The organism is Rhizobium esperanzae (assembly GCF_014197615.1).
In the GTDB taxonomy this organism is placed as follows: domain Bacteria; phylum Pseudomonadota; class Alphaproteobacteria; order Rhizobiales; family Rhizobiaceae; genus Rhizobium; species Rhizobium esperanzae_A.
The window spans coordinates 247,628-273,903 of the sequence record NZ_JACIFY010000006.1; the positions used below are offsets into that span (position 1 = coordinate 247,628).

General features: G+C 62.4%; 23 protein-coding genes. 12 read left to right on the forward strand and 11 right to left on the reverse strand.

The genetic code is table 11. The features are described from left to right. Window positions 1–9: 9 nt before the first annotated feature. The gene (locus GGD57_RS11035) at window positions 10–1,794 is read right to left on the reverse strand and encodes an alpha/beta fold hydrolase (protein WP_184469601.1); all 1,785 of its coding nucleotides are present in this window, start codon (window positions 1,792–1,794) and stop codon (window positions 10–12) included. A 203-nt stretch (window positions 1,795–1,997) separates the two neighbouring features. Here GGD57_RS11035 and GGD57_RS11040 point away from each other — a divergent pair, with 203 nt between their 5' ends. The 4 genes from GGD57_RS11040 to GGD57_RS11055 all read left to right on the forward strand — a co-directional run bounded on the left by GGD57_RS11040 (window position 1,998) and on the right by GGD57_RS11055 (window position 6,305). Further along, window positions 1,998–2,609, forward strand: coding sequence for a CDP-alcohol phosphatidyltransferase family protein (locus GGD57_RS11040; protein WP_184469603.1), 612 nt, complete (start codon window positions 1,998–2,000; stop codon window positions 2,607–2,609). A 155-nt stretch (window positions 2,610–2,764) separates the two neighbouring features. Continuing rightward, complete coding sequence (locus GGD57_RS11045) at window positions 2,765–3,901, forward strand: PspA/IM30 family protein (protein ID WP_184469605.1); 1,137 nt, start codon at window positions 2,765–2,767, stop codon at window positions 3,899–3,901. A 5-nt stretch (window positions 3,902–3,906) separates the two neighbouring features. Beyond that, complete coding sequence (locus GGD57_RS11050; RefSeq protein ID WP_184469607.1) at window positions 3,907–4,554, forward strand: OB-fold-containig protein; 648 nt, start codon at window positions 3,907–3,909, stop codon at window positions 4,552–4,554. After that, entirely contained in the window at window positions 4,551–6,305 is a 1,755-nt protein-coding gene (locus tag GGD57_RS11055; RefSeq protein ID WP_184469609.1) for a flotillin family protein, read from the forward strand. The genes GGD57_RS11050 and GGD57_RS11055 overlap by 4 nt, the downstream gene beginning before the upstream one ends. Before the next feature lie 22 nt (window positions 6,306–6,327). Here GGD57_RS11055 and GGD57_RS11060 read toward each other — a convergent pair whose 3' ends face one another. From GGD57_RS11060 to GGD57_RS11095, 8 genes are all read right to left on the reverse strand, one after another. Beyond that, entirely contained in the window at window positions 6,328–7,068 is a 741-nt protein-coding gene (locus GGD57_RS11060) for a metallophosphoesterase family protein (protein WP_184469610.1), read from the reverse strand. Window positions 7,069–7,070: 2 nt separating this feature from the next. Further along, window positions 7,071–7,427, reverse strand: a complete 357-nt coding sequence (gene uraH / locus GGD57_RS11065) for a hydroxyisourate hydrolase (protein WP_010066677.1) — start codon at window positions 7,425–7,427, stop codon at window positions 7,071–7,073. After that, complete coding sequence (locus GGD57_RS11070) at window positions 7,424–7,924, reverse strand: ureidoglycolate lyase (protein WP_184469612.1); 501 nt, start codon at window positions 7,922–7,924, stop codon at window positions 7,424–7,426. Before GGD57_RS11070 ends, uraH begins: the two co-directional genes overlap by 4 nt. Before the next feature lie 5 nt (window positions 7,925–7,929). Then, window positions 7,930–8,292, reverse strand: coding sequence for a HepT-like ribonuclease domain-containing protein (locus tag GGD57_RS11075; RefSeq protein ID WP_184469614.1), 363 nt, complete (start codon window positions 8,290–8,292; stop codon window positions 7,930–7,932). Next, the gene (uraD, locus tag GGD57_RS11080; protein WP_184469616.1) at window positions 8,289–8,789 is read right to left on the reverse strand and encodes a 2-oxo-4-hydroxy-4-carboxy-5-ureidoimidazoline decarboxylase; all 501 of its coding nucleotides are present in this window, start codon (window positions 8,787–8,789) and stop codon (window positions 8,289–8,291) included. The genes GGD57_RS11075 and uraD overlap by 4 nt, the downstream gene beginning before the upstream one ends. Next, on the reverse strand, window positions 8,789–9,712 hold the full coding sequence (gene puuE / locus GGD57_RS11085) for an allantoinase PuuE (protein ID WP_184469618.1): 924 nt from the start codon (window positions 9,710–9,712) through the stop codon (window positions 8,789–8,791). The genes uraD and puuE overlap by 1 nt, the downstream gene beginning before the upstream one ends. Window positions 9,713–9,827: 115 nt before the next feature. Next, window positions 9,828–10,535: a DUF1045 domain-containing protein gene (locus GGD57_RS11090; RefSeq protein ID WP_184469620.1), complete on the reverse strand. Its 708-nt coding sequence runs from the start codon at window positions 10,533–10,535 to the stop codon at window positions 9,828–9,830. 114 nt (window positions 10,536–10,649) lie between these two features. Beyond that, the gene (locus GGD57_RS11095; protein WP_184469621.1) at window positions 10,650–11,828 is read right to left on the reverse strand and encodes an NAD(P)/FAD-dependent oxidoreductase; all 1,179 of its coding nucleotides are present in this window, start codon (window positions 11,826–11,828) and stop codon (window positions 10,650–10,652) included. On the opposite strand from GGD57_RS11095, the gene mnmD reads away from it, so the two are divergent. Further along, on the forward strand, window positions 11,827–12,570 hold the full coding sequence (mnmD, locus tag GGD57_RS11100; protein WP_184469623.1) for a tRNA (5-methylaminomethyl-2-thiouridine)(34)-methyltransferase MnmD: 744 nt from the start codon (window positions 11,827–11,829) through the stop codon (window positions 12,568–12,570). The genes GGD57_RS11095 and mnmD overlap by 2 nt on opposite strands. Here the strand turns inward: mnmD and GGD57_RS11105 are convergent. Further along, complete coding sequence (locus GGD57_RS11105; RefSeq protein ID WP_184469625.1) at window positions 12,564–15,962, reverse strand: response regulator; 3,399 nt, start codon at window positions 15,960–15,962, stop codon at window positions 12,564–12,566. The two genes, mnmD and GGD57_RS11105, sit on opposite strands and share 7 nt — an antisense overlap. 329 nt (window positions 15,963–16,291) lie before the next feature. Here GGD57_RS11105 and GGD57_RS11110 point away from each other — a divergent pair, with 329 nt between their 5' ends. The 5 genes from GGD57_RS11110 to GGD57_RS11130 all read left to right on the forward strand — a co-directional run bounded on the left by GGD57_RS11110 (window position 16,292) and on the right by GGD57_RS11130 (window position 22,220). After that, window positions 16,292–16,600: a hypothetical protein gene (locus GGD57_RS11110; protein WP_184469626.1), complete on the forward strand. Its 309-nt coding sequence runs from the start codon at window positions 16,292–16,294 to the stop codon at window positions 16,598–16,600. A 69-nt stretch (window positions 16,601–16,669) separates the two neighbouring features. Next, window positions 16,670–17,785, forward strand: a complete 1,116-nt coding sequence (locus tag GGD57_RS11115) for a DNA alkylation repair protein (RefSeq protein ID WP_184469628.1) — start codon at window positions 16,670–16,672, stop codon at window positions 17,783–17,785. A gap of 246 nt (window positions 17,786–18,031) precedes the next feature. Next, window positions 18,032–19,780, forward strand: coding sequence for a DEAD/DEAH box helicase (locus GGD57_RS11120; RefSeq protein WP_184469670.1), 1,749 nt, complete (start codon window positions 18,032–18,034; stop codon window positions 19,778–19,780). Window positions 19,781–19,960: 180 nt separating this feature from the next. Continuing rightward, on the forward strand, window positions 19,961–20,950 hold the full coding sequence (locus GGD57_RS11125; protein ID WP_184469630.1) for an AraC family transcriptional regulator: 990 nt from the start codon (window positions 19,961–19,963) through the stop codon (window positions 20,948–20,950). A 61-nt stretch (window positions 20,951–21,011) separates the two neighbouring features. Continuing rightward, window positions 21,012–22,220: an MFS transporter gene (locus tag GGD57_RS11130; protein WP_184469632.1), complete on the forward strand. Its 1,209-nt coding sequence runs from the start codon at window positions 21,012–21,014 to the stop codon at window positions 22,218–22,220. 209 nt (window positions 22,221–22,429) lie between these two features. Here GGD57_RS11130 and GGD57_RS11135 read toward each other — a convergent pair whose 3' ends face one another. Further along, window positions 22,430–23,329: a DMT family transporter gene (locus GGD57_RS11135; RefSeq protein ID WP_184469634.1), complete on the reverse strand. Its 900-nt coding sequence runs from the start codon at window positions 23,327–23,329 to the stop codon at window positions 22,430–22,432. Between the two features lie 589 nt (window positions 23,330–23,918). On the opposite strand from GGD57_RS11135, the gene GGD57_RS11140 reads away from it, so the two are divergent. Next, on the forward strand, window positions 23,919–25,328 hold the full coding sequence (locus GGD57_RS11140; RefSeq protein WP_049736073.1) for a circularly permuted type 2 ATP-grasp protein: 1,410 nt from the start codon (window positions 23,919–23,921) through the stop codon (window positions 25,326–25,328). Further along, window positions 25,328–26,269 carry an alpha-E domain-containing protein gene (locus tag GGD57_RS11145; RefSeq protein ID WP_184469636.1) on the forward strand — a complete coding sequence of 314 codons (942 nt, stop codon included), beginning with the start codon at window positions 25,328–25,330 and terminating at the stop codon, window positions 26,267–26,269. Before GGD57_RS11140 ends, GGD57_RS11145 begins: the two co-directional genes overlap by 1 nt. Window positions 26,270–26,276 lie beyond the last annotated feature (7 nt).

Below are 26,276 nucleotides of genomic sequence, written 5' to 3' on the forward strand. Positions count from 1 at the left end.
GCTTTGCCCTCAGACTTTCTCGGCCAGCGAGACGGTGAAAATGCCCCACTGGTCGATGCGCTGCTCGATCTTGCGGAAACCTGCTGCGGCAACCAGTTGGTCCATTTCTTCTTGCGTGCGCCGCCGCATCACCCACGCCTGGCCGCCGCGATGGGAGGTGAGCGCGCGGGCGATCATCTCCAACTGCGGATGCCATGGCTGGTTGGTGTAGACGAGCAGACCACCGGGCTGCATCGCGCGGGCGATCCCGTCGAGCGAAGCGGCGATCATCGCATTGTCGGAAAACAGCTCGTAAAGGCCGGAGACGATCGCCAGATCCGGAGCCGGCGTGATTTCAGCCAGCCCCTTGCCGTCAAAGGCATCCTGCTGGCGGAAACTGACGAAATCACCCAGTCCACGCGCGGCAATGCTGGCGCGGCCGGCGTCGACATTGATAGGGGAATAATCCTGCAAGCGCGCGCTAGCGGGACGCACGGCAGCCGTTTCGATCGCATCGAGGACATAACGGCCATGCCCGGCCGCGATGTCGAGCATATGGGTACTGCGGCCGGCGGCTTTCAGGCGCTGCAGCGCGCGGTCGATCAGCTCCTGCAAATGCAGCTTGCGCTGCCTGATGCCGCGCCAGCCGATCGCCTCGAGGAACACCTTGTCGATCAACCGCCCGCCGGGACCGAGCCCGCGCGGCTTGTTCTCGTAAACGTAATCCAGCGTCGAGCCGGAATCGAAACCGGTCTTAACCCCGGTCCTTATGCCTTCGGACACCAGCGCGCCGAGCCTGATGTTGAGACGGCTGAGCGCCCAGTAGATGCCGCGTGGGGATGTGGCATCCAGCGGGCTCGCAAGCCGGTCGGCCTCGTCCTTGGTATAGCCCTGGATATGGGCGGTGCTGAGGTCGGCAGGCGCCCGGGGCTCGGCGAAACGCGCATCGATAAAACGGCGGATCTCGGCGAGCGCAATCGCGCGATCCTTTTCGCCAAGCGTGTCATGGTAGAAGCCGGCAAGCACATGCCGTTCCTTGATGCGGCTGCCAAGGTTTTCGTAAAACCGGTGCTGCGGCGCGTGCCGCACCACCCAGTCGCTGCCGGAGATCAGCAGCTGGGTCGGCACGGTGATGGCGCGGGCGTCGCCGACGACGCGGTCTGCCGCCTCATAGAGCTGCAACAGAATGTTGGAGGCAATTGGTCGGGTGATCAATGGATCGGTTTCAAAAGAGGCGATGCGCTCGGGATCATGCGTCAAGAACCTCGCCTTGACATAGGAATTGACGAAGAACGTTCCCTTGAACTTTTCCCACAGCGCAATGCCTTCCCTGGCAAACGGCACGTAGAGCTTGACGCTGAAGGCCGGCGAGGCCAGCACGAGCGCTCGGATCGGCGGTGCATAGTCGTGCACCCAGGTGCTGGCCAGTACCGCGCCGACGCTCTGTGCAATGACGGCGATGTCTTCGACTGGAGTACCGCTTGTCTCGCTGACATGGCGGACAAAGCAATCGAGGTCATGCGCCGAGGCCGCAAAGGATGGCGAATAGCCGCGCTCTCCAGGCGAACGCCCGTGGCCGCGTGCGTCCCAGGCGTAGAAGGCAAAATCATCGAGGCCGAGTTCGGTGGCGAGATGGGCGACGCGGCCGCTGTGCTCGTGGCCACGATGGAGAAGAATGATTGCGCCCTTCGGCGAAGCACCGATCACAGGCCACGTCCGATAAAACAGTCGAGTGCCGTCATGCGATGCGAATTCGGATTCATGCACGGGTCTGGTCGTCGAGGACGGTTGCTCGCTATCGGTAGTCTGCAGCACGGTCTTCTCCAATTCTGATCGGTGGATAGGTTGCATCCATTGGCGGCAACAGTGAGTTGCTTTCATTGCAAAAGTCTAGCTGCAAATGATAAGTCCTTTGGGGGAGCCGATATGAAGTGCGGGCTTTCCCACAGCTACGACGATCCGCACTGCCCGAGCCGGGATAGACTGTTCAAATGCCGTAAAAATTCCACTGAGGTCGCATGTCTGTTTATCAATTGAAGTCCCGGTTTCAGAATATTCTTCGCCCTCTGGTGCGCGCCCTTGCGGCGCGTGGCGTCACCGCAAATCAGGTGACCTCAGTTGCCGCCGCCGTCTCGGTTGCACTCGGGCTTTTCCTGAGCGTCGCCCCGCTTCCGCATTGGTTCCTGCTGGTGCCTGTATGGTTTCTCCTGCGCATGGGCCTCAATGCCATTGACGGCATGCTCGCGCGCGAACATGGGCAGAAGAGCATTTTGGGCGCCTATCTGAACGAGATCGGTGACGTCGTCTCGGATGCCGCCCTTTATTTGCCGTTTGCGTTCATCGATCCGAACGATCTGATGCCGGTCATGGCCGTCATATTCCTCTCGGCGCTGACGGAATTTGCCGGCGTCCTGGGCCAAACGGTCGGTGCAGGCCGGCGTTACGACGGGCCGCTGGGCAAGAGCGACCGTGCAGTGCTTTTCGGCGCGCTCGGCATCTTTGTCGGCTTTGGCGGTACGTTTGCCGCATGGACCTCATGGCTTTGGGCGGGGGTGGCCCTGCTTCTCGTATGGACCGTCATCAACCGTATCAACGCCGGTATTCGTGAGGCGCAAACAGCCGCCAGATAAGAAGCGCCGACCGGCCGCCGGTTCTTCCATCGGCAATGTATTCCGGAAACTGTGTTGAACGCTTCTTCTTACGAGTTGCTTAGCAAGCGCTTCTTCCAAGCCTGTTTTTTGCCTCTCTCCTTGAAAGCACAAAAGCGGTGCTTTATGTTTTACTCATGGCAAACGCGAGCAAGACACAGCATCCATCGCAGTTGCGCTACGTGCTGGCGCCGGATGATCATGCTCGCCAGGCGCTTGATGACACGATCGCCGCCTATCGCAGAATGCTCGACATCCTGGGCGAGCTCATTCACGACAAGGCGGGCGCCAATCTCGTCGTCCTGCATGAGCTTGCCTATGAAACCGTGCGCGAACAGACGGGCCTGCCGGCGCGGCTGGTCACACTCGGCCTTCGCGATTTCGCCGCCAATCGCGGCGTGATCGCCGATCCGCCGCAACTGCCGCTCGACGACAAGCTCTTCGCCATCAAAGGCCCCGCGGATCTGACGATCGCCACGGTACACGGACGTGTAGCCGTGCCCTTCGATATCGGGGGTTATTCCAAGGGATGGGAGAGTATTTTTCCGGCCTATCTTGTTGGACACAATCATTACGAGATTCACATCGGCGTCACGCCGAATTCCGCTCGGATGGAGGAAAACATGACGAATGAAGGCATTCTTTCCCGCATGGGCCGCCTGATCGCGGGTATCGCCAATGCAGCAGTCGACAAGGCGGAAGGCGTCAACAAGATCGCCGTGATCGAACAGGCGATCCGCGAGATCGACGCCGCGGCTGATGAGGCCCGCACCGATCTCGGCAAGGCGCGCGCCGAGGAATATCGCATCCAGAGCCGCAGGGACGAGATTGTCGCAGACATGAACGCGCTCGACGGAAAGATCCGCCTCGCCGTCTCCTCAGGGCGCGATGATCTGGCAAAGGCCGGCGTCGCCCGCCAGATCGATCTCGAATCCCAGATTGCCGCGCTCGACAAGGCGCTGGCCGATGCCAGGCAACAGCTGGACGAAGGCCAGAAAGCCCTGCAGGCCGTGCTCGCCACCCGCCGCGAGGCCGACGCCCGCCTTGCCGATTTCAAGCGCAGCATCGCCAGGCATCCAGAGGACGCCGCACCCGGTCACAGCCGCCCCGCGCCGGGCGCCGATGCTGCCCGGGCTGCGGCGGCGGTGTCGCGGCTGACCGGTGTTCCATCAGGCGAACATACCAATAGTTCCGAACTGGACGAACTCGATCGGCTGCACCGCGAACAGGCGATCGAGGCGCGCCTCGCGCGCTTCAAGGCGGATAACCGGTAACGCCGATGGCACTTCTCTTCGCCCCCGAATGTGCTCCTTTCGCCATCGCCGCCGCCGTGCTCGCAGGCCTGACAGCAATCGAAATGCTTGCGACCGTCATGGGTTTTTCGATCATGGAATTTCTGGGAAAGCCGGATTTCCATGGCCATGACGGGTTTTCGGGCTATCTGTCCTGGCTCAATGTCGGCGGCGTTCCCCTGCTCATCCTCATCATGCTGGCGCTCGGCTTCTTCGCCATGACGGGCTTTGCCATACAGGCCGTCGCCAACGCCTTCTGGGCGCCGCTTCCCGCCACCGTCGCCGCCATTCCCGCCATCCTGGTCGCCGTCCCCATGGTCAGGGCGTCGAGCAGAACGGTGGCGCGGCTCGTGCCGCACGACGAGACCTATGCCGTCGATCTCGACACGTTGATCGGCCGGACCGCCGAAGTATCGCTCGGCCCGCTCGATCAGGGGCTGCCGGGGCGCGTCCGCGTCAAGGACCAGCACGGAAACTGGCACGTGCTGAGAGCCAAGGCCGCCAGAGATCAGGAACCTCTCAAGGTCGGCACCGAGGTTCTCCTCGTCGATCGCACGGCAGATGTATTTATCGCCATTCCCGCGCTGGCGGACCCCGCCGCAGCGGACAATCAATCTTTCAGGGAGCAGCCATGATGTATGACATTATTCTACCAGCCGGGATTGGCATCGTCCTCATTTTCGGCATCGGTTTTGTTCTCGCCTCTCTCTATACGCGCTCCAGCCGCGATGAGGCCTATGTGCGCACCGGCCTCGGCGGCCAGAAGGTCGTGCTCGACGGCGGTTCCGTCGTCCTGCCGATCTTCCACTCGATCGCCAGGGTCAATCTGAAGACGCTGCGCCTCGAGGTTCGCCGCGGCGAAGGCGACGCGCTGATCACCAAGGACCGCATGCGCGTCGATATCGGCGCCGAATTCTATGTGCGCGTGAAACCGGACGCCTCCTCGATCGCGCTGGCCGCCCAGACGCTCGGCAGCCGCACCAACGACGCCGAGGCGCTTCGCATCCTGATCGAGGCGAAATTCGTCGACGGCCTTCGCTCGGTGGCCGCGACCATGAACCTCGACGCGCTGCAGGAACAGCGCATGGACTTCGTCAAGGCCGTGCAGGAAGCCGTCGGTGCCGATCTCCAGTCGAACGGTCTCGAACTCGAATCCGTATCGCTGACCCGCCTCGACCAGACCGACATCAAGCATTTCAACGCCAACAACTTCTTCGATGCACAGGGTCTGGCCGCCCTGACCCGCATCACCGAAGGCCGCAAGAAAGAGCGAAACGAGATCGTCCGCGATACCGAAGTCGCCATCGCCCAGAAGGATCTGGAAGCCCGCCAGCAATCGCTGACCATCGAGCGGACCAAGCGGGAAGCCGAACTCAGCCAGGAACGCGACATCGCCAACAAATCCGCGGCGACGCGCGCCGAAACCGCCCAGCAGGAGCAGGCTGCCAAACGCGCCGAGGAGGAAGCCCGCATCGCCTCCGAACAGGCGATCGCCGAACGTGAGGCGGCCGCCAAGCAGGCCCGCGAAAGCGCCAACATCGATGCCGCCCGCGCCGTCCAGCAGCGCGACACCGAAGCCAAGCGTGACCTGCAGATCGTCGCCCAGGAAAGCGCCATCGCCGTCGCCAATAAGAGCCGCGAGGAATCCGAAGCGAAGGCGACCGCCGAAATGGCCCGCGCCCGGGCAATCGCAGCAGAAGAAAAGGTCGGCACCGCCAAGGCGATCGAAATCGCCGAGCGCGAAAAGCAGATTGCCGTGATCGACGCACGCAAGAAGGCCGAAACCGAAGCGACTGCCGTCACCGTCGGCGCCGAGGCCGAGAAACAGGCCGCGATCGACCAGGCCGAAGCCATCAAGACGCTCGCCACCGCCGAAGCCGATGCGGCGATCATCAAGGCCAAAGGCATCCTCGAAACCGGCCGGGCTCAGGCTGAAAGCGAGGCCCTGCTCAACGAGGCCCGCAACAAGCTGAGCCAAACCATCATCGAATTCGAGATCACCCGCGAGCGTATCCGCATCATTCCCGAAGCCCTCGCCGAGGCCGTCAAACCGATCGAAAAGATCTCCGATATTCGGATCTTCGACACCGGCGGCATGCTCGGCCGCGGCGGCGCGAACGGCGAAGGCGGCATCGGCATGGGCGAAGGCCTGGCTGGCCAGTTGCTCGCCTACCAGGCCAACAAACCGATCCTCGACAAGCTATTGAGAGAAGCGGGTTTTGACGGCGACAACGCGATCTCGGCGCTCCTGGGAAATCTCGATAGCGCCAAACCGGCAAAGCCGGCCGCGGCTCCGGCCAAGCCGGCAATACCCGCTGCACCTCCGGCAAAGCCGGCAGCAAGCCCGGCACAGACCATCATCCCGCCGGCACCGAAGAAGGAGTGATCGCAGCGCGGGCAGGCCCGGGCTATTTTAGCCAACCTGCTGCCAGTGCGCTCGCCCAGTCGGCACGCCCCCTTTCGACGGCCAGTGCCGACATCGCCATATTGTTATAGGCGACGTTCCGGAACTGCCATGTCCATCCCGCAGCCGTCTTTTCCAGAATGGCATAGCCGGCCAGCGGATGGCCGGCTTCGACCTTGTGGTAATAAGGCAGGACATCGTCATAGGCGGGGCAGCCGACACTGCCGGGATTGACGATCAGCCGGCCATCGGAAAGGCGGACGGCGCGGGGCACATGGCTGTGGCCGCACAGAATCAGCGGCAGGTCGATGCCGTCCGCCAGCGCCTCGATCGCTTCGATCGGCTTCAGGGAGACGATGCCCTCCGGCGAGACGGATTCCAGCCAGTAGAGATTGTCGTCCTTCGGAGTCGCATGGCAGAGATAGGCCTCGCCGCGATAGACGGCATCGAACGGCAGGCCGCGGATCCAATCGAGATGGGAAGGCGTCAATTGCCGATAGGCGGCAGCGTCCGAGGCATGCATGGCCGTCGGATCCTGCTCGATCAGATAACGGTCGTGATTGCCGCGAACCGAGGTCAGCCCAAGCGGCATCAGCATCTCGGCGGTCCGGCCGGCCTCCAGCGGCCCGCTGAAGAAATCGCCGAGATTGACGATCTCCTCGATGCCCTCGGCGCGAATATCCGCAAGCACCGCTTCGAGTGCCAGATGGTTGCCGTGAATGTCGGCGATCGCGGCAAAACGCATCCCTAACTTCCTCGATAGGTGGAATAACCGTAGGGCGAAAGCAGCAGCGGCACGTGATAGTGAGCCGTGACATCGGCGATGCCGAAGCGGATCGGCACGAGATCGAGGAAGGCCGGATGCGGCAGCGGCGTGCCGTTGCGCCTGAGATAATCGCCGGCGTGGAAGACGAGTTCGTAGGTTCCGACGTGGAAATTTTCGCCGCTGAGGATCGGGCCGCCGTCGACCCGGCCATCGTCATTGGTCTCGACCGTCGTCAGGTGCATACGGATTTCGCCGTCGAGCCGGAAAAGATCGATCCTCAGGCCAGCGGCCGGCTTGCCGAGGGCGGTGTCGAGAACATGCGTGGTCAGTCCGGTCATAGGGCTGGCTCTTTGATGATGAAGGAGGTCTCGAAGAAGAATTCCTCCAGATTATGACCAGGCCCGTCGCGGTCGACGACCAGGAAATCGGAGGCCTGGCCAAGCGCCATCAGCGGATGATGCCAGACATTGCGGCGGTAGTTCACGCCCTGATCCCCGCGTGCGAGAAACACCTGCGGCCGGCCGGGGCGTCCATTCTCGTCCTCGGAGACGACGACGAGGAAAGGACGGCCCGAAATCGGCGAGAAGCTCTGGCTGCCGAAGGGGTGGCGCTCCATCATGTCGATCGCATAGGGAAAGCTGCGCGGCTGGCCGCGGAAGAGATTGATGATGACGCGCGCCCCCTCGCCTGTTGCTTCCGCGGCGGCGAGCGCATGAAAACGCTCCGTCGTGCCGCCATTGATGAGCCGCATCGAGGCCGGATCGGCTTCGATCACCTCGCCGAAGGGAGCGAAGCTGGATCGGGTGAGCGGACGAATGTCGAGAAATTCGGGCAATGGTTTCACTCGCCTTGGGCATGCCAATTACGGACGGCATCGATCCCGGAAAGAAGCTCCGGCAGCGTGCGATACGTCTCCTCCCAGACGTCGACGGGATCGAGATCGAAGACGTCATCGAGGATACGGTTACCCGTGCCGCAGATTTTCGTCCACGGCAACTCGGGATGCTCCGTCGCAAATTCCGGATGCGCCACCAGCAGGCGCGACGCCGCCGCACCGATGGTGAAATGACAGAAGGCAACCGCCTTGAAAGTCAGCTTGTCTCCGACGAAGGCCGCCCCATCCATGCCACCGACGAAAGACAGTGCTTCGGATGCCGCCTCGTACATCTCATTGAGATAGTCGATTGCGCGCCGCTCTTTCATTCGGCCTCCGGCAGCATCGATGTCAGGCGCAGCAGCGCGATCCGTTCGACCTGCGCCGCGGCGGTCGCGAATTCTTCGTCTCGGCTGTTGGATATCCGCGTTTCGAAGGCGGCAAGGATGTCCTCCTTGCCGAGCCCCTTGACGGCGATGATGAACGGAAAGCCGAATTTCTCGACATAGGCCGAATTGAGTTCGGTGAAGCGGGCATGTTCGGCCGGGTTCAGGCGGTCGAGACCGGCGCCGGCCTGCTCCTTGCGACTGTCCTCCGTGAGATCGCCCGATATCGCGAGGCGTCCGGCAAGGTCGGGATGGGCGCAGAGCACACCGAGCCGTTCCTCGCGACTGGCCGCGCGAAAGATAGCGGCAAGCGCCGCATGCACACCCGATGCCGTCAGCGGCTCCTTAACGCCGCCGGCGTCATAGGCCCGCTCGGCGATGAAAGGCGAATGTTCGAAGACGCCGCCGAAGCGGGAAACGAAATCCTGGCGCGACTGCATCAGAGCGCGTCCGGCTGATGATGCTTGTGCCAATGCTCGGCGATCTCGATGCGGCGCGGGATCCAGACCTTGTCGTGCTTCAGCACATATTCGATGAAGCGCTTCAGCGCCGCCGCCCGGCCGGGACGTCCGACGAGGCGGCAATGCAGGCCGATCGACATCATCTTCGGGCTACCGTCCTTGCCTTCCTCATAGAGCGTATCGAAGGCATCCTTCAAATAGGTGAAGAACTGGTCGCCGGTGTTGAAACCCTGGGGCGTTGCAAAACGCATGTCGTTGGTTTCGAGCGTATAGGGAATGATCAGGAAAGGCTTGTCATCGACGCCCTTCACCCAGAAAGGCAGGTCGTCGGCATAGGAATCGGAGGAGTAGAGGAAGCCGCCCTCCTCCTGCACCAGCCGCAGCGTGTTGTCTGATGGTTTGCCCTGATACATGCCGTAGGGCCGCTCGCCGGTGAGTTCGGTGTGCAGGCGCACGGCTTCGAGAATATGCTTGCGCTCCAGATCCTCGGGAAAATCCTTGTATTCAAGCCAGCGGTAGCCATGGCTGGCAATCTCCCAGCCGGCCTCTTTCATCGCGGCAACGGCCTCCGGGTTGCGGGCCATCGCCAGCGTTACGCCATAGACGGTCGCCTGCACCTTGAGACCGGTGAACATCCGCCAGAGCCGCCAGAAACCGGCGCGCGAACCATATTCGTAGATCGATTCCATGTTGAGATTGCGCTGCCCGGGCCAGGCGGCCGCGCCGACGATCTCCGACAGCAGGTTTTCGGAGGCGGGGTCGCCTTCGAGAATGCAGCTTTCGCCGCCTTCCTCGTAATTGATGACGAACTGCACGGCGATGCGTGCCTCGCCTGGCCACTTCGGATCGGGCGTCTGGCGCCCATAGCCGACGAGATTGCGCGGATAGGTCTCGGATACCATCAAATCACCTTCTGAAAAGACGGGGAACGGTATCATCCGCAGCCGGAATGTCGAGACGGAAACTGCGTGGCGGCATTTTCCCGTTATGGAACAAATCCTTAGCGCGTCCGCTTGGTCAGGCGATCTTGCGCGCGCTGACCTTGCCCATCGGATGCAGCGAATGGACGCGGAAGGGGCCGCCGGTGCCCTCCTCGATCATCAGCGCCACATTCGAAACCATAACCGGCTCTCTCAGCACGGGCTCGAAGATCGTCCGCAGCGCCGGCTCGATGCGCGGCATGTCGATCGCGTTGATGGAACCTGTCACCGGCATATGGAAACGGAACTCGTCCATCACATAAGGATTGCCCCAGCGATGCAGATTGGCGAACTGCGCCGCCGACAACCCGTCCGGGTCGCTGCGCTCGATATCGGCTTCGCTGAGCGGCGCGCGAAAACGATCGAATTCCTGCACGATCGCCGAGGCGAGATACTGGATCTGTTCGCAGGGTATGTTCGGCAGCAGACTGTAGAAATTGCCGAGCCGGGCGACTTCGAGACGCGGAATCCGGAAGGGAAGCACCGTTCCGGAGAAACGCATCAGATCGCGCAAGAGTTGCGATTCCGACATGTCGGCAGACAGGTGGAACGGCGCCTTCAAAACACCGTGAAAACCATAGCGCCGCGGCACGGCCGTATGGAAGGCGATCTCGTGGATACCGAGGCCGCGAACGGCCGGAGGCTCCGTCACATCGCCGGAAAACACGTTTCGGCCAAGCCAATTGGCGGCCACGAGCGACAGCGGATCGCTCGCCGGGGGCGTGAAGCAAATGGCATAGCGCATGCAATTTCCTCCATCAAGGAATTGGGCGCCCTTCGGATCCGGCGCTATCGATGCGCAAGCAGATAGGTGATTTGCATGACAAAATAACGAAACGAGGCACCGGAAAATTCACGTTTAACGTGAAGCGACGGCGATATGGCTTGAAATCGTAAAACTTTCCGGCAGCGAAAATCCGCAATCTACATCGCCTGCGATACAAACCGCCGCCTCCGCCAGCCGATGTGCGAGCCCGAAGCTGACTTTGAAACCGCCGGTGAGCGCGATCAGCCTGGGATGGTTGGGATGGCGGCCGATCATCGGATCGCGGTCGATCGCCTTCGGGCGAAGCCCCGCCCAGCGTTCGACTACCGGCGCGTCGCGCAGGATTGGCACGATGCCGCGCGCCGCCGCGATCAGCGCGTCGAGCTGGGCATCGGTCGAAGCCGGATCGTCGAAACGGTTCTCGCTGGTGCTGCCGATCGCCACATGCCCGCCCTCATGCGCGACGACATAGAGCCCATCGAGAAAGATCGTCGGCAGCGCCGGGTCGATATCGGCTTTCAACAGCGCAGCCTGTCCCTTCACCGGCTGGCCAAGCGGCTGTTTCAATCCGGGCGTCAGCCCCTGCAGCAGCGGAAAGGACTGATGGCCGGCGGCCACGATACAATGATTGAAACCAATGTTTTCGCCGTTGATCTCGGCAATGCCGCGATCGGGATCGAGGCCGGCGACCGCTGCGTGCTCCAGGATGCGCACATGTTTCGCCCGCCGCAGCAAGGCGGTGAGCACCGCGATCAGCGAGCGCGGCGCAACGCGGCCGGCAAGCGTGTCGTGCACGAAGCCGCTCTCGCCGGCAGAGGCCCCGATCCAGCCGTCTACACCGGGATCGTCGAGCACATGCCAGTGGAAGCGACGCTCGCCAGCCCGCCAATGGCGTTCGGCGTCCTCGCTATGGCCGCGGGCGATTTTGTGGAGATGCGGCTTGGGCAGCGGAATCAGCCGTCCCGAACGGCGATAACCGGCCGAAAGCCCGGTCGCCGCTTCAAGCACGGCAATTTCGGCTTCGAGTGAGACCAGCGCGTCGAATTGGAACTGCTTCTTCTCGGACCACCGGTCCGGCATATGCGGCATCAGCGCGCCGAGCAGACCGCCGCTTGCACCTTCACCCAATCGGCCGACGTCGGCAATGAGAATATCGATGCCGCGGCGCTCGGCATGGACGGCTGCCCAGAGACCCATGATGCCGCCGCCGACGATCAGTAAATCGCAAGAAGATTGACCGGACGCCGGCTGAGGATTATCGGCTTTTCCCATGACAGACGTGAACCCCGATCAGATTGGCGCGGGCGCGCCGCAGCCACTCGAATGGCGCGACGGCGATATGCCTTATTCCACCACCTTTGGCGATCATTTTTATTGCCAGACCGATGGGCGGCTGGAATGCGGCCACGTCTTCCTCGCCGGCAACGGCCTGCCTGAGCGATGGAACGGCCGGCGGGAGTTCGTCATCGGCGAACTCGGCTTCGGCACCGGCCTGAACTTCGCCGAGACCTGGTGGCAATGGAAGCTGCACCGCCTGGCCGGCCAGCACCTGCATTTCATCTCCTTCGAACTCCACCCGATGCGCGGCGAAGAAATCGACCGGGCGCTCTCGCACTGGCCGGCGATCGACGCCGAGCGCCGGGCGTTGACGGCGTCCTGGCCGCAAACGCCTGCCCACACCGTCTCGCTCGATCTCGACGGCCAGACGAGGCTCAGCGTCGTCTGCGGACGGGCGCTCGAAGGCGTCACCGCGGCAAAACCCGGCTTCGACGCCTGGTATCTCGACGGTTTCGCCCCCTCGCGCAACAGCGACATGTGGTCGGAGGAACTGATGCGGCAGGTCGCCGAAAAGACTGTCCCGGGCGGCACCTTCGCAACTTACGCCGCGGCCGGCTTCGTGCGCCGCAACCTCATCGCCGCCGGATTTGCCGTCGAGCGCCGCCAGGGTTTTGCCGGCAAACGTGAGATGCTCTGCGGCACAAAAGCATTTCCCGGCAAGCACAAAGATCAGTAGCCGGTGCGCCCCGGCTGCAACTCGTCCTTGCCGAGCCATTGCCGGATCTTCTCTTCCAGCAATTCCGGGCTGATCGGCTTCGACATGTAGTCGTCCATGCCGGCGTCGAGGCAGGCCTCACGATCGCTTTCGAGCGCATGGGCGGTGACGCCGATGATCGGCACGCGGTGCCCCTGCCCCTTTTCGCGTTCGCGGATCGTCTGGGTTGCCTGATGGCCGTTCATGACCGGCATCGACACGTCCATCATGATGATGCGCGGCGTATGCCGCTCCCAGGCGGCGACCGCCTGCTCGCCATTGTCGACGACGAGGAAGGAAAGACCCGTTGCCTGCAGGATCTGCGTGAAGACGATTTGGTTGACCTCGTTGTCCTCGGCGACCAGCACATCGACGAATTCGGCCGCCCGCGGCTGCGGCAACGGCGCAGGCGCCGGGACAGGCATCGCCGCTTCGGCCTGCAGCCGGGCGACCTCGGCTTCGGAGGCCTGCTTGACGCGGCTGGCGCGCACCACTTCGACGACGGTATTGCGCAGCACGTTGGCGCGCGCCGGTTTCATCAGATGCGCCTGGCCGTTCAGCGCCGCGAATTCCTTTTCCGTCCCCGAGATATCCATCGATGTCAGAAAAATGATCGGCAGCTCGGCAAAGCGGCGATCGGCGCGCAGCCGGCGCGCGACATCGGCGCCGTTCATATCGGGCATATGATAGTCGAGCACGACGGCATCGACGGTGACGCCGAGATCGGTCGCCGCCTCCAGGATCGCAAGACCGGTACCGCCGCCCTCGGCGGCAACACCGTCGAACCCCCAGAGCGAAAGCTGCTCGGTGAGGATGCGCCGGTTCACTTCGTTATCGTCGACGACGAGGATGCGCGCGCCCTGCACATTGATCGGCAGCGGCTTCGGCTCGAGGCGGGCGGCGGCCACCGCAAACGGCAGGTTGACGGTGAAGACCGAACCCTTGCCCCATTCGCTCTCGACATTGAGATAGCCGCCGAAAAGATCAACGAGCCCGGCGGTGATCGCGAGCCCGAGGCCCGTTCCCTCATGCCGCCGGGTCGAGGAGGCGTCGACCTGCGAAAATTTGTCGAAGACCGATTCGAGCTTTTCACTGGGGATGCCGATGCCGGTATCCTCGATGCGAATGCTCGCCATGATCTCGCCGCCCCCGGCCGCCTGGAAGCCGACATCCACGAAGACATGGCCGCGTTCGGTGAACTTGACCGCATTGCCGACGAGATTGGTGACGATCTGGCGGAAGCGCCCGGCATCGCCGATCACGGCGGCCGGCAGATCCGGTGCTGCGCGCACCAGCAGTTCGATATTCTTCTCGGCGGCGTGCGAGGAGAGCAGCGTCGCCACATCCTCCACCGCTTCGGTGATATCGAAGGCGGCTTTGCGCAATTTCATCTGCCCGGCATCGATCTTCGAAAAGTCGAGGATGTCGTTGATTATAGTCAGCAGCGCATTGCCCGACTTGACGATGATGTCGACGAACGTCTTCTGCCGCGTATCTAGATTGGTCTTGGCAAGCAGCTCCGCCATCCCGAGCACACCATTCATCGGCGTACGGATCTCGTGGCTCATATTGGCGAGGAATTCGGATTTGGCGCGGTCGGCGGCTTCCGCGCGCGACAAGAGATGTCGCAGCTCTTCCTCGCGCCCCTTGAGTTCGGTGACGTCGGTGAAGAGCGCCACCCAATGCTGCCCGGTGCTGACCGTCGCATCCATGTTCACCCAGCGCTCGCCGCCGACATGGAAGACCGTGGAAATCGGCTGCCTCGCCGCAATCTTGGTGCGCCACTCCTGCAGGATCTCGTCCGCCGCATCGTGGAAATCGCCGCGGGCCGCGCAGAATTCGAACATGCCGAGCCAGCCCTGCCCGGCTTCGATATAGGCAGGCGGAATCTGCAGGATATCGGCCATCGCCCCGTTGGACATTTTGATGATGCCGTCCTGGACGATGGCAAGACCCTGCGACATCGCATGCGTCGCATCGCGCATCATCTCGCCGACCCGCTCGAGTGCTGCGCGGGTCTCGTGAATTTCCTTTTCCCGCTCGCGCACTGCCGAGATGTCGGCATAGGTGAGCAGGATACGGTCCTGGGAGATGCGGCGGCTGTCGAAGATGACGGATTTGCCGCCTGCCCAACCGAGCTCGATCGGCTCGGGCACTTCGGCCTCGAACAGATGCTTGCGGAAGGCGTAGATCTCCTCGGGCGTCTGCTTGCCGTCGTAGCGTCCGAGTTCCAGATTGCGGCGGATGACGTCGATGAAGGGGCGGCCGTCGAAGGGATCGTCGAGCGGCAGATCCCAGATACTGTAGAATTCGTCGTTGACGTAGAGAATCCGGTGATCGTTATCGAGGATCAGCACGCCGACCGGCAACGAACGAAGAATGCTCTCGATGTCCCGATGCAGTATTTCTTCCTGCCTGCGCGATTCAATCAGCGCCTTCTCGCGCTCCTTGAGCGCCGAAATATCGGAAAAGGAGCCGACGACATAGGTTCGCCCGTCCGTCGTCATGACGCGGTTGACGCGCGAGATGACGGGATAGACATGGCCGCTCTTGCTCGGCATTTCGCTCTCGATCTCCACCGAGGTGCCGTGTTTCAACGCCAGCAGGTTTTCCTGGTAGATCGCTTCACCACCTTCCGGCCCGAACATTTCATATTCGGTCAGTCCCAGGACTTCGGAGCGGCTATGGCCGCTGAAAGTGTCATAATATTTGTTGGCGTAGACCAGGCGATGCCTGTCGTCGCGCACGAAGACCGCTACCGGCAGGTCCTCCATGACGGTGCGCAGAACGTCGAGTTCGTTGACGCTCTCACCCCAGGCCGAATCGCCGGCGGGCGCAGCTCTTCCACCATCGCGATAGGCGGCATTGACGACCAGCGGCCGGCCGTCATCGGCAAAGATGCCGATCGGATGATCGAGCTTTTCCAGCGCCGCGCGCACCTGGGCGAAATCGGCGGCAACTCCGGAATCGTTTACAGTCCGAGAGCTGTCCGCGGTCTCCCTATTGGTACCCGCGCGGCGCTGCTCGCGGGCCTCGAAGATGCCGAGCACATAGATCCGCTCCGGCGACGGCGAAAAGCTTTCGATCTGGATGCGCTCATGGCCGAGGCCTGCGGCATCGAAGCAGATGGCGTTTTCCTCGGTGCCGAACACCAGCGCCCGGCGCTCCTTGTCTTCGCGTTCCTCTTCTTCGGGACGGTCGAACAGCTCGCGGCTGCGCCGGCCGATGAAATCGGAAATCTCGCAGCCCAGGAAATCCGCATAGGCCTCGTTGACCGCGACATAGCGCAGTTCGCTGTTCTTGACATAGGCCGGGGTGTCCAGATCGGCGATCCGGCGGCAAGCCAATTCCAGAATGTCCCCGGCTGATTTCAAGAAATGGTCGCTCCCGCAATGAGTGAAATATCAACTACAAAGACTATAAGGCCAAGGCTTTTAATAAGGTTTTAACCATAAATTTCAGCAGGGAAATTTTACGGGCCGGCTTATCAAGCAGAAGATGCGCTCATTGGCAGCCCGGGTTTGCACGGAACTGAAAAAACACCGCCATGACAGGCTGCCCCGCATGCGCGGCACGCCGCTATCTGTTGAAATCATGACGAAAATTTAATGCGGGAGGCGCTTGCGCGGCCATCGCGCCGCCGCGATCCGGGCGGAGTCTGAACACGGCTTTTTGGAAGCCAGTCTAGATAAGGAAATAGCATATGTCCGTTTTTCATAAGACCATGGCGACGGGCCTGATCGCGCTGACCCTTGCCGGCACCTCGCTCGCCACCGCCACCACCGCCGATGCTCATCCCCGCGATGCCTTCTGGGGCGGCCTTGCCGCCGGCGTCGTCGGCGGCGCCCTGCTGTCCGAGGCAGCCCGCCCCGCCTACCCGGTCTATCCGGCCTACCCGGTTTATCGCCCCTATCCCGTCTACCGGACCTACTACCGGCCGTCCTATTGCCACCTCGAATGGCGGCACGACGATTGGGGTAACCCCTACCGCGTCAAAGTCTGCCCGGAATAAAAACCCTATCCGGCGCCGCTTGACCTCCCGGCGGCGCCGGTCCAATCCTCCCACAGAGGGAGGATCAGCATGCCGGAACCACTCAAGAACCTGCTGCATGAGGCACTGGTCGGCGATATGGCCGATCGCATCGCCGCCAATGCGCCTGCCTTCGACCGAGACCGTTTCATGGCGCTGGCGACCGATCGTCTCGCGGCGCTGGAACTGATGGAACGCTCGGCGCTGATCCGCGATGCGCTGTTTGCCACCCTACCCGACGATTTCCCCGAAGCTGCCGCCATCCTGAAGGCAAGCCTGCCTGCCGCAGGCAGGCCGGGATTGTCCGGCTGGATGCTGCTGCCGGTCAACCAGTTCATCGCCGCCCGCGGCCCCGATCATTTCGATCTCGGCCTCGATCTCCTCAAGGCCCTGACGCCACATTTCACCGCCGAATTCGGCATCCGGCAATTCATCCACCGCGACCAGCAGCGCACACTCGCCATCATCTCCGGCTGGGTCGCCGATCCCGACCGGCATGTGCGCCGGCTGGCGAGCGAGGGAACGCGGCCGCGCCTGCCCTGGGCGATGCGCCTGCCGCAGCTCGTCAAGGACCCTGCGCCGATCCTGCCGATCCTGACCGCGTTGCTGGATGATCCGGAGGATTATGTGCGCCGCTCGGTCGCCAACAGCCTGAACGATATCGCCAAGGATCACCCGAATCTGGTCGCCGCCTTCATCGCCGGCCACATCGAGGTTGCATCAGCCGAGCGCCGCCGGCTGCTGAAACATGCGTCGCGCACGCTGCTCAAGAACGGCCATGCGCAGGCGCTTGCCAATTTCGGTTTCGGCGCGGCTGCCGCGCTGACCTGCGAGCTGCGTCTTCTGAACGGCGAGGTGATGTTCGGCGAAGGGCTGAATTTCGAAATCCGCCTGACCAATGCAGGTGAGACCGCGCACGCGCTGATGATCGACTACGCCATCCACCACGTGAAGGCCGACGGCTCGTTGTCCCCCAAGGTCTTCAAATGCAAGACGGTCACGCTAGCACCCGGCCAGAGCCACGCAATCGAACGCCGCCACGCCATGCGGCCGATCACGACACGGCGCTATTATCCCGGCAAACACCGCATCGCCATCCTGATTAACGGTGCCGAAAGCGCATCGGAGAGTTTCGTTCTGAGAATGCCCTCGCCCGACCCGGCCTAACGCCTTTTTGTGCACTGCACTTGACTTTTCCGGTGAACTAGCCCAAATGCGGCTCAGCTTTCACCCTTCCGGCCGCCGCGTGAGCGTGCCCCTGCTAAAAAATACGAAACGCAGGAAGAAGGGACAAAAGCGCATTTCGATATCGCCGCACTCCCAATCAGCGGCCAGAAGCGCTGGAAAGCTTTTTCCAACTTGCAAGTTCCCACTTCACGCGGGGTTCTTGACGCCAGAATGAAACCGGATCGCATGGTGCGTTCCGGCGCTAGTCGTTGTGGCGCCCCGAAAGGTTATGCCTTGACTAATTTTGAATCGCTTGGTGTCTCCAAGCCGATCGTCGCCACCTTGTTCCAGCTCGGCATCGAAACGCCGACGCCGATCCAGGAACAGGCCATTCCCCTCCTCCTGGCAGGCCGCGACCTGATCGGCCTTGCCCAGACCGGCACCGGCAAGACCGCCGCCTTCGGCCTGCCGCTCATCGAAAAGCTGCTCGCCGACGAACGCCGCCCCGACAACCGCACGACGCGGACGCTGATCCTGGCGCCGACCCGCGAGCTGGTGAACCAGATCGCCGAAAACCTGAAGAAGTTCATCCGCAAGTCGCCGCTGCGCATCAATGTCGTCGTCGGCGGCGTGTCGATCAACAAGCAGCAGCTTCAGCTCGAAAAAGGCACCGATGTCCTGGTCGCCACCCCCGGCCGTCTGCTGGATCTCGTCAACCGCCGCGCCATCACGCTGACGACGGTGCGTTATCTCGTGCTCGACGAGGCCGATCAGATGCTCGACCTCGGCTTCGTGCACGATCTGCGCAAGATCGCCAAGCTGGTGCCGAAGAAGCGCCAGACCATGCTGTTTTCGGCCACCATGCCGAAGTCGATCGCCGATCTCGCCGGCGAGTATCTGGTCGATCCCGTCACGGTCGAAGTCACGCCTCCCGGCAAGGCTGCCGACAAGGTCGAGCAGTACGTGCATTTCGTCGGCGGCAAGAACGACAAGACCGAACTGCTGCGCAAGTCGCTGACCGAAAACCCGGACGGCCGCGCCATCGTCTTCCTGCGCACCAAGCACGGTGCGGAGAAGCTGATGAAGCATCTCGAGAACATCGGCTATTCCGTCGCCTCGATCCACGGCAACAAGAGCCAGGGTCAGCGCGAGCGGGCACTGAAGGCCTTCCGCGACGGCAGCATCAAGACGCTGATCGCCACCGACGTCGCCGCCCGCGGCATCGATATCCCGGCCGTCAGCCACGTCTACAACTACGACCTGCCCGAGGTGCCGGACGCCTATGTCCATCGCATCGGCCGCACGGCGCGCGCCGGCCGCGACGGCATCGCGATTGCCTTCTGCGCTCCCGATGAAGCCAGGCTGCTGCGTGATATCGAGCGCCTGATGGGCATCGACATCACGGTCGCAAGCGGCGAACCGCCGGCCCATATCAGCGCCGGCGGCCCGCGCCGCGGCAACGGCAATGGCAACAGCCGCAATCGCGGTGGCGGCCAGGGTCGCGAAGGTCAGGGGCGCGGCGAAGGCCGTGGCGATGCCAACCGTTCGGAACATCGCGGCAGCCGCCAGGAACGCCGCCCCCGCCGTGACGGCGAAGGAAACGAAGTCCGCGCCGGCGGCGAGGAACGCCGCGAACGCCGTCCGCGTCCCGAGCGTACAAGCCGCAACGAGGATTTCCGCGGCCAGCGCCGCGGCGAGGCCACCCCGAATCTTGGCCCCGACAACGATCTGGTCTCGACCTCCGACTTCCGCCCGGCAAAGCCGCAGCGCCCTGCGCATAACGGCCCCAACGGCCATCACGCCAATGGCGAGCCGAGCGGTCATCACCGCGGCAACGGCCGCCACGCCCACGGCCGCCCCGCCCGCAAGCACGGCGAAGACCGCGGCCCGCAACAGGCCCAGGGCGGCGAACAGCGCCGCGACGGCAACGGCGGCAACCGCCGCGGCGGCTCCGGCTCCCGCAATGGCGGTGGCCAGCGTCGCGAACGCGCCTGAGCATTGATTTAAAGGAAAGGCTGAATATCTCCGGCCTTATACGTTGGGAGGCCGGAGCATCTGACAGGTGCTCCGGCCTTTTTCTCTTTGTGGTCGCACATCGCAACGACAGTCCGGGGCCGAGCCGGTCCTTCGCCCGTACCGCTTGAATGCCGGACGCTTGAGACCTAAATTGGCTAAATGCTTGACCATCCGTCCCGGCCGTTGTCGCCGTCAACCATCCCAATGGATGCCCTCAGCGAAGTCCTGCAAGACTTTCGCTTGAGCGGGGTCAACTATGGCCGCTGCGAACTCAGGCATCCATGGAGCATCGCCTTTCCGCAACAACAGCTGCTTCGTTTCCACTTCGTCAGCCAAGGTCCGTGCTGGATCCATACCGAAGTCGAAGGATGGCAGGAGTTGAATGATGGCGATCTGGTTCTGCTGCCTCAAGGCATCGCACATCGCTTGGCCAGCGCGCCGGATGTTGAAGGAGATTCGCTTAAAAGCTGTCAGATAACAAGGTTGGGGAGCAATGTCTGCGAAGTTGTGCGGCAGGGAATGGGGGCGAATAGCACCCTCTTCTGCGGTTCCATGGCTTTGGGCGCACATGCGCTTCACCCCTTGATCGCTCTGATGCCGCCAATCATCAAGGGCTGCGACGTGGCCGGCAATGACCCGATCGTCGGTCCCCTGCTGGCGGCCATGTCGGCGGAGGCGACACAGCCCCAAATGGGAAGCGCGACCGTCTTATCGCGAATGGCGGACTTGCTCGCGGCGCGGCTTATCCGCTGCTGGGTCAATTGCAGCGGAGCTTCGACCACGGGCTGGCTCGCCGCCATCCGTGATCCTCATATCGGTCGTGTATTGGCGGTCATGCACCGGGATCCCGGCCATAACTGGACCCTCGAAAACCTCGCTGGTGTGGCAGGTCAGTCGCGCTCGATCTTCGCCGAGCGCTTCAGCGCTATCTTGGGAGAAGGCGCGGCACATTACCTCGTCCGTCTGCGTATGCAGCTCGCCCGCGATTTGTTGGGTCAAGGCGGCATGTCGATCGCTGAAGTTGCTTCCCGGCTGGGCTATGAGTCCGAGGCTTCTTTCGCGCGCGCCTTCAAACGCGTCACCAACGTCTCACCGGGGATTGTGCGCCGCACAAGTTCCGGACGAACGGACATGGATTTCGGATTTTAAGACACATATCATCCTGAAAACTTCATCTACAAAGTGTCTCCGAACATAGGAGATGCTTCAAATGACGGACACAACATCGCAGTTCGACGGGGCCGCAATTGGCCCGGAGGCGGCTGAACCATCCGCGTGGAGCGCGGCGACCTGGTTTGCCGTTGTTTCGATGGCGGCCACCAGCTTTGCACTGGTATCCGCCGAGTTTCTGCCTGCGGGCCTGTTGACGCCGATGGCGCGCGATCTCGGCATTTCCGAGGGAACGGCCGGACAAGTCGTCACCGCCACCGCTTCCGTCGGCGCCGTGGCGGCCTTGTTGAGCAACGTCCTCATCGGCCGACTGAACCGCAAAACCGTGCTGGTCAGCCTCGCTGCCCTGGCGATCGGCTCCAATATTCTTGCATCATTGGCGACCGATTTTTGGCTATTGTTGCTGGGGCGGGCCGGGTTAGGCATCGCACTGAGCGGCTTTTGGGCGCTTTCAGTGGCCGTCGTGGCGAGGCTGGTCGGCGCCAATGCGACAGGTCGGGGCATGGCTATCGTCACCCTCGGCGTTTCGCTCGCCACGATAGCTGCACCGTCAATGGGTGCTTTGATCAGCGATTGGCTGGGATGGCGCAGCGCCATGGCGATGACAGCCGGGCTTGCCGCGCTTGCCATGCTGCTGCAGGTGCTCAGCCTGCCGACACTCCCTGCAAGCACAAGCAACAGTCTCGCTGATGTCTTCCGGCTGACACGACGGGGCGGCGTTCAACTGGGAATGCTTGCCATCCTTTTGCTGATGACCGGGCATTTTGCCGGGTCGGTTTATGTGCGTCCTTTCCTCGAACACGTAACGCTCCTGGAAACCAGATCGATCGCCCTAGCACTGCTCGGATTTGGCATCGCCTCCGTGATCGGCAATGTTGCCGGTGGCCGGATGGCCGACGCGAGCATCCGCATGGCACTGGCTGTGACCGCGGTATTGATGACGTTTGCAGCACTCGCTCTGGTGCTTTGGGGCGCTCATACCGGCGTCGCATTCGCCTTCGTCACGCTTTGGGGCTTTGCCTTCGGCATGGCGCCGGTCGTGCTGCCGACCAATCTTTCCCGCGCGGCCCCCGACGCTCTGGAGGCGGCAGGCAGCCTGATGGTCGTCTCTTTTCAGGTGGCCATCAGCATCGGCGCGGTTTTTGGCGGCTATATCGTCGACCACTACGGCGCCGTGGGACCATTGACTGTGACGGCGCTCCTGGCTGCCTCGACGATTGCTTTGGCGTTGCTGCAGCCGCGCAACTGATTGTTTGCTTCGTGCTTGCAGATCACGCGCACTCAAACTGAAGGTGCTCTGGATAAGAGGTCGCCGGCAACCGCCGGCGACCTCCAATGCATCGGTCGATAACAACGTCCTTGCCACTCGATGCCTGAGGACGACCTCAGTAAATCACCTTAAGAAGACGTTAGAACTTGCCCGAGGTAACCTCCTCGCGGCCTTGGGCAGCGATCAGGCTATACGCCCGCCTGTGCCTGCTGAACGACCCTGCGGTTCGTCAGGTAGACGCCCGTCACGACGATCATCGTGCCCAGAACCAACGGCAGCGTCAGCGGCTCGCCGAAAGCGATGAAGGCTTCGAGCGCGACAGCCGGTGGCATCAGATAGATCAACGAGGCCGCACGCGAGACCTGCCCCCGGCGGATGAGATAGAGCAGCAGCCCGACACCGCCCATCGACAGACCGAAGACCGACCAAGCGAGCGCGGCATAGGCCCGCGCGGCGCCATCGAAATGCTGATGCTCGAAGATCAGCGAAAGCGGCAGGGTGAGGATCAGCGCGCCGACATATTGCAGCGTCGCAATCGTTCTGAGGTCGCCGGATTGCAGATGTTTCTTTTGATAGAGCGTGCCGTAGGTGACGGAGCCCATGGCGATGAGATTGACCGCCAGCGGCAGAGCGGCATGTCCGAGATCGGCTGTCGCCGGATCGATGAGCTTGGGCGAAATAGCGATGGCAATGCCGATGAAGCCGAGCGCAAGGCCGAATTTCTGCGTTTGCTGCAAGCGCTCGCCGACGAGAAAGGGAGCCGCCATCGCCGTCATCAGCGGCTGCAGTGCTGCAATGATCCCCGATATGCCGGCCGGCACGCCATTGGCGATCGCCCACCAGAGGCCGGCGAGATAGAAGCCATGCAGGAAAAAACCGGAATAGACGGCGCGCAGCCACGTCGCCCGGCTTGTTGGCCATTGCGCCCGAGCCACCACGCAGAGCGCCAGGAATGCCAGCGCCGACAGGCCGTAGCGGATCGAAAGAAAGGTGAAGGGCTCGGAATGCAGCGCCGCATATTTCGCCACCACCCAGCCCGTGGACCAGAGCAGAACGAAGAGAGCGGGGGCAAGGCGATCGAGGGTCATGGCGGCGGCTCGGGTAGAGGAGGTTTCGCCCCGCTGATAGCCGCAGCCGGCTGCCGCAGTCAAAGGCGAAGCATTGATGCTTATTTGAAATTTGGTTGATGGGTGGGGATAGACCGGCCGGAGGACCGCTACGAAACAAAGAAAAGCTGTGCCGTGTGGCACCCCCCTTGCCCTGCCGGGCATCTCCCCCACAAGGAGGGAGATCGGCAAGCGGTAGAACCATCGTTTCCTCTCTACCGTCTCGAAGTGATCAAGCGGCAGTTGTTTGGGGAAACCATCGCGCCCAGCCGATCTCCCTCCTTGTGGGGGAGATGCCCGGCAGGGCAGAGGGGGGTGTCACACGGCGCGCCCCCTCCTCGCTACAGATGACAGAGTGTGCGATTGCGCCTGCACCCGATAACGACCGAATGAAAAACCATCACCTGCCCATATTTTGCGCAGCCATTGCGGAACAACCACCCGCCACACCACTTCAAACACCCGCATCCCCCCTTTTCCCGCAACGCAAAATCTTTTTCTCGAACTGCGCATGGTTCTTGCATTGCAATTTGCGTTGTATTCAAATGAACAAAAAAGGGGAGCCGCACCTTTGGCATTTGACGAAATGATTACCGGGGACGAAAGTCCTCGCCCGCCTTATGAAAAATATTTCGAATGGTACAACAGCCAAGACCGGTCGCATCTGATTGCCAAGTCCCGCGACGCGGAAAACATCTTCCGAAAGACCGGCATCACCTTCGCGGTCTACGGCCACGCCGATAGTTCCGAAAAGCTCATTCCCTTCGACATTATTCCCCGCATCATCTCCGCCCGCGAATGGCGCAAGCTTGCCCAGGGCATCGAGCAGCGGGTGATCGCGCTCAACGCCTTCCTGGACGACATCTACCATAAGCAGGAGATCATCCGCGCCGGCCGCGTTCCGCGCGAACTGATCGAAAACAACGTCGCCTTCCTGTCGGAGATGATCGGCTTCCGCCCGCCCGGCGGCGTCTACACCCATATCGTCGGCACCGACATCGTAAGAACAGGCGAGGACCAGTTCTACGTGCTGGAGGATAATGCCCGCACGCCTTCCGGCGTCAGCTACATGCTGGAAAACCGGGAAACCATGATGCAGATGTTCCCGGAGCTCTTCCACGAGAACAAGGTGCAGCGCGTCGAGGACTATCCTTACCTCCTGCGACAGAGCCTTGCTTCCCTCGCCCCTCCCGGCTGCACCGGCAAGCCGCGCGTCGCAGTGCTGACGCCGGGCATCTACAATTCGGCCTATTACGAACATTCCTTCCTCGCCGACATGATGGGCGTCGAGCTCGTCGAAGGCTCGGATCTGCGCGTCATCGACGGCAAGGTCAAGATGCGCACGACCCGCGGTTACGAGGCGATCGACGTTCTCTACCGCCGCGTCGACGACGACTTCCTCGATCCGCTGACATTCCGGGCCGATTCGGCGCTCGGCATTCCCGGCATCATGGATGTCTACCGCTCCGGCAACATCACCATCGCCAATGCGCCGGGCACCGGCATTTGCGACGACAAGGCGATCTATTCCTACATGCCGGAGATCGTCGAATTCTACACCGGCAGCAAGGCGCTGCTCGAGAACGTGCCGACCTGGCGCTGTTCGGAAGCATCGAGCCTGAAATACGTGCTGGAGCACCTCGAAGAGCTCGTCGTCAAGGAAGTGCACGGCTCCGGCGGCTACGGCATGCTTGTGGGACCGACGGCTTCGAAGAAGGAGCGCGCCGATTTCGCCGAAAAGCTGAAGGCCAAGCCGAACAACTACATCGCCCAGCCGACGCTGTCGCTCTCCACCGTGCCGATCCTCGTCAACAAGGGGATCGCGCCGCGCCATGTGGACCTTCGCCCCTATGTGCTCGTCTCCGACAAGGTGCAGATCATTCCGGGCGGGCTGACCCGCGTCGCGCTGAAACAAGGCTCGCTCGTGGTCAATTCCAGCCAGGGCGGCGGCACCAAAGACACCTGGGTATTGGAGGACTGATGCTCGGAAGAACTGCAAACGGCCTTTACTGGATGTTTCGTTACATCGAGCGCGCCGAAAATATCGCCCGCCTGGTCGATGCCGGACTGCGCATGTCGCTCACCCGCAGCAGCGCCGGCGACGACAATTGGGACGGCGTGCTGCAAAGTGCCGGTGTCCGCGAGGCCTATGGCGAGAGCCGCGCGAAGTTGACCAACGCCGAAGCGATCGACTATCTCCTGCGCGATCGTGCCAATCCGTCGAGCGTCATGTCCTGCATCGAGTCCGGCCGCAACAATGCCCGCATGGTGCGCACGGCGCTGACGCGCGAGACCTGGGAGGCGACCAACGAATGCTGGATCGAGCTGAAGGCGCTGCTCGAAAAGCGCGTCAAGGCCGCCGACCTGCCTGAAGTGATCGACGTCATCAAGCGCCGCGCCGGTCTCATCCGCGGTGCCTTTCATGGCTCGACGCTGCGCAACGAGCTCTATAATTTCGCTCGCATCGGCACCTTCATCGAGCGGGCCGACAATACCAGCCGCATCCTCGACGTGAAATATTACGTGCTGCTGCCCTCGGTCTCGGCGGTCGGTTCGTCGCTCGACAACGTCCAGTGGGAATCGATCCTGCGCTCGGTCTCCGCGCACCGTGCCTATAGCTGGGCCTATGACGGTGAATACCGGGCGATGAACATTGCCGACTTCCTGACGCTGAACGTCCAGATGCCGCGCTCGCTCGCCTATTGCTACGAGAAGATCGTCAGCAATCTCGGTTACCTCGCCCAGGATTATGAAGCGCGGCTGCCTGCCCACGATACCGCCGATGCGATCCGCACCACGCTGCAGACGCGGGCGATCCGGGATATCATGGATCAGGGCCTGCATGAGTTCCTCGAGGATTTCGTCTCGCGCAACAACCAGCTCGGCGCCGAGATTTCCGATGGCTACCGGTTCTACGTTTAAGCGGATC

Coding starts and splice junctions, on each gene's coding strand:
- GGD57_RS11115 (WP_184469628.1), top strand. CDS start 16,670: ATGCCGGAACCACTCAAGAACCTGCTGCATGAGGCACTGGTCGGCGAT.
- GGD57_RS11075 (WP_184469614.1), bottom strand. CDS start 8,292: ATGAAAGAGCGGCGCGCAATCGACTATCTCAATGAGATGTACGAGGCG.
- uraH (WP_010066677.1), bottom strand. CDS start 7,427: ATGACCGGACTGACCACGCATGTTCTCGACACCGCCCTCGGCAAGCCG.
- GGD57_RS11125 (WP_184469630.1), top strand. CDS start 19,961: ATGCTTGACCATCCGTCCCGGCCGTTGTCGCCGTCAACCATCCCAATG.
- GGD57_RS11050 (WP_184469607.1), top strand. CDS start 3,907: ATGGCACTTCTCTTCGCCCCCGAATGTGCTCCTTTCGCCATCGCCGCC.
- GGD57_RS11060 (WP_184469610.1), bottom strand. CDS start 7,068: ATGCGTTTTGCCGCGATCGCCGACATTCACGGCAACCATCTGGCACTC.
- GGD57_RS11055 (WP_184469609.1), top strand. CDS start 4,551: ATGATGTATGACATTATTCTACCAGCCGGGATTGGCATCGTCCTCATT.
- GGD57_RS11095 (WP_184469621.1), bottom strand. CDS start 11,828: ATGGGAAAAGCCGATAATCCTCAGCCGGCGTCCGGTCAATCTTCTTGC.
- GGD57_RS11130 (WP_184469632.1), top strand. CDS start 21,012: ATGACGGACACAACATCGCAGTTCGACGGGGCCGCAATTGGCCCGGAG.
- mnmD (WP_184469623.1), top strand. CDS start 11,827: ATGACAGACGTGAACCCCGATCAGATTGGCGCGGGCGCGCCGCAGCCA.
- GGD57_RS11045 (WP_184469605.1), top strand. CDS start 2,765: ATGGCAAACGCGAGCAAGACACAGCATCCATCGCAGTTGCGCTACGTG.
- GGD57_RS11120 (WP_184469670.1), top strand. CDS start 18,032: ATGGTGCGTTCCGGCGCTAGTCGTTGTGGCGCCCCGAAAGGTTATGCC.
- GGD57_RS11135 (WP_184469634.1), bottom strand. CDS start 23,329: ATGACCCTCGATCGCCTTGCCCCCGCTCTCTTCGTTCTGCTCTGGTCC.
- GGD57_RS11090 (WP_184469620.1), bottom strand. CDS start 10,535: ATGCGCTATGCCATTTGCTTCACGCCCCCGGCGAGCGATCCGCTGTCG.
- uraD (WP_184469616.1), bottom strand. CDS start 8,789: ATGCAGTCGCGCCAGGATTTCGTTTCCCGCTTCGGCGGCGTCTTCGAA.
- GGD57_RS11110 (WP_184469626.1), top strand. CDS start 16,292: ATGTCCGTTTTTCATAAGACCATGGCGACGGGCCTGATCGCGCTGACC.
- GGD57_RS11040 (WP_184469603.1), top strand. CDS start 1,998: ATGTCTGTTTATCAATTGAAGTCCCGGTTTCAGAATATTCTTCGCCCT.
- GGD57_RS11145 (WP_184469636.1), top strand. CDS start 25,328: ATGCTCGGAAGAACTGCAAACGGCCTTTACTGGATGTTTCGTTACATC.
- puuE (WP_184469618.1), bottom strand. CDS start 9,712: ATGGTATCCGAGACCTATCCGCGCAATCTCGTCGGCTATGGGCGCCAG.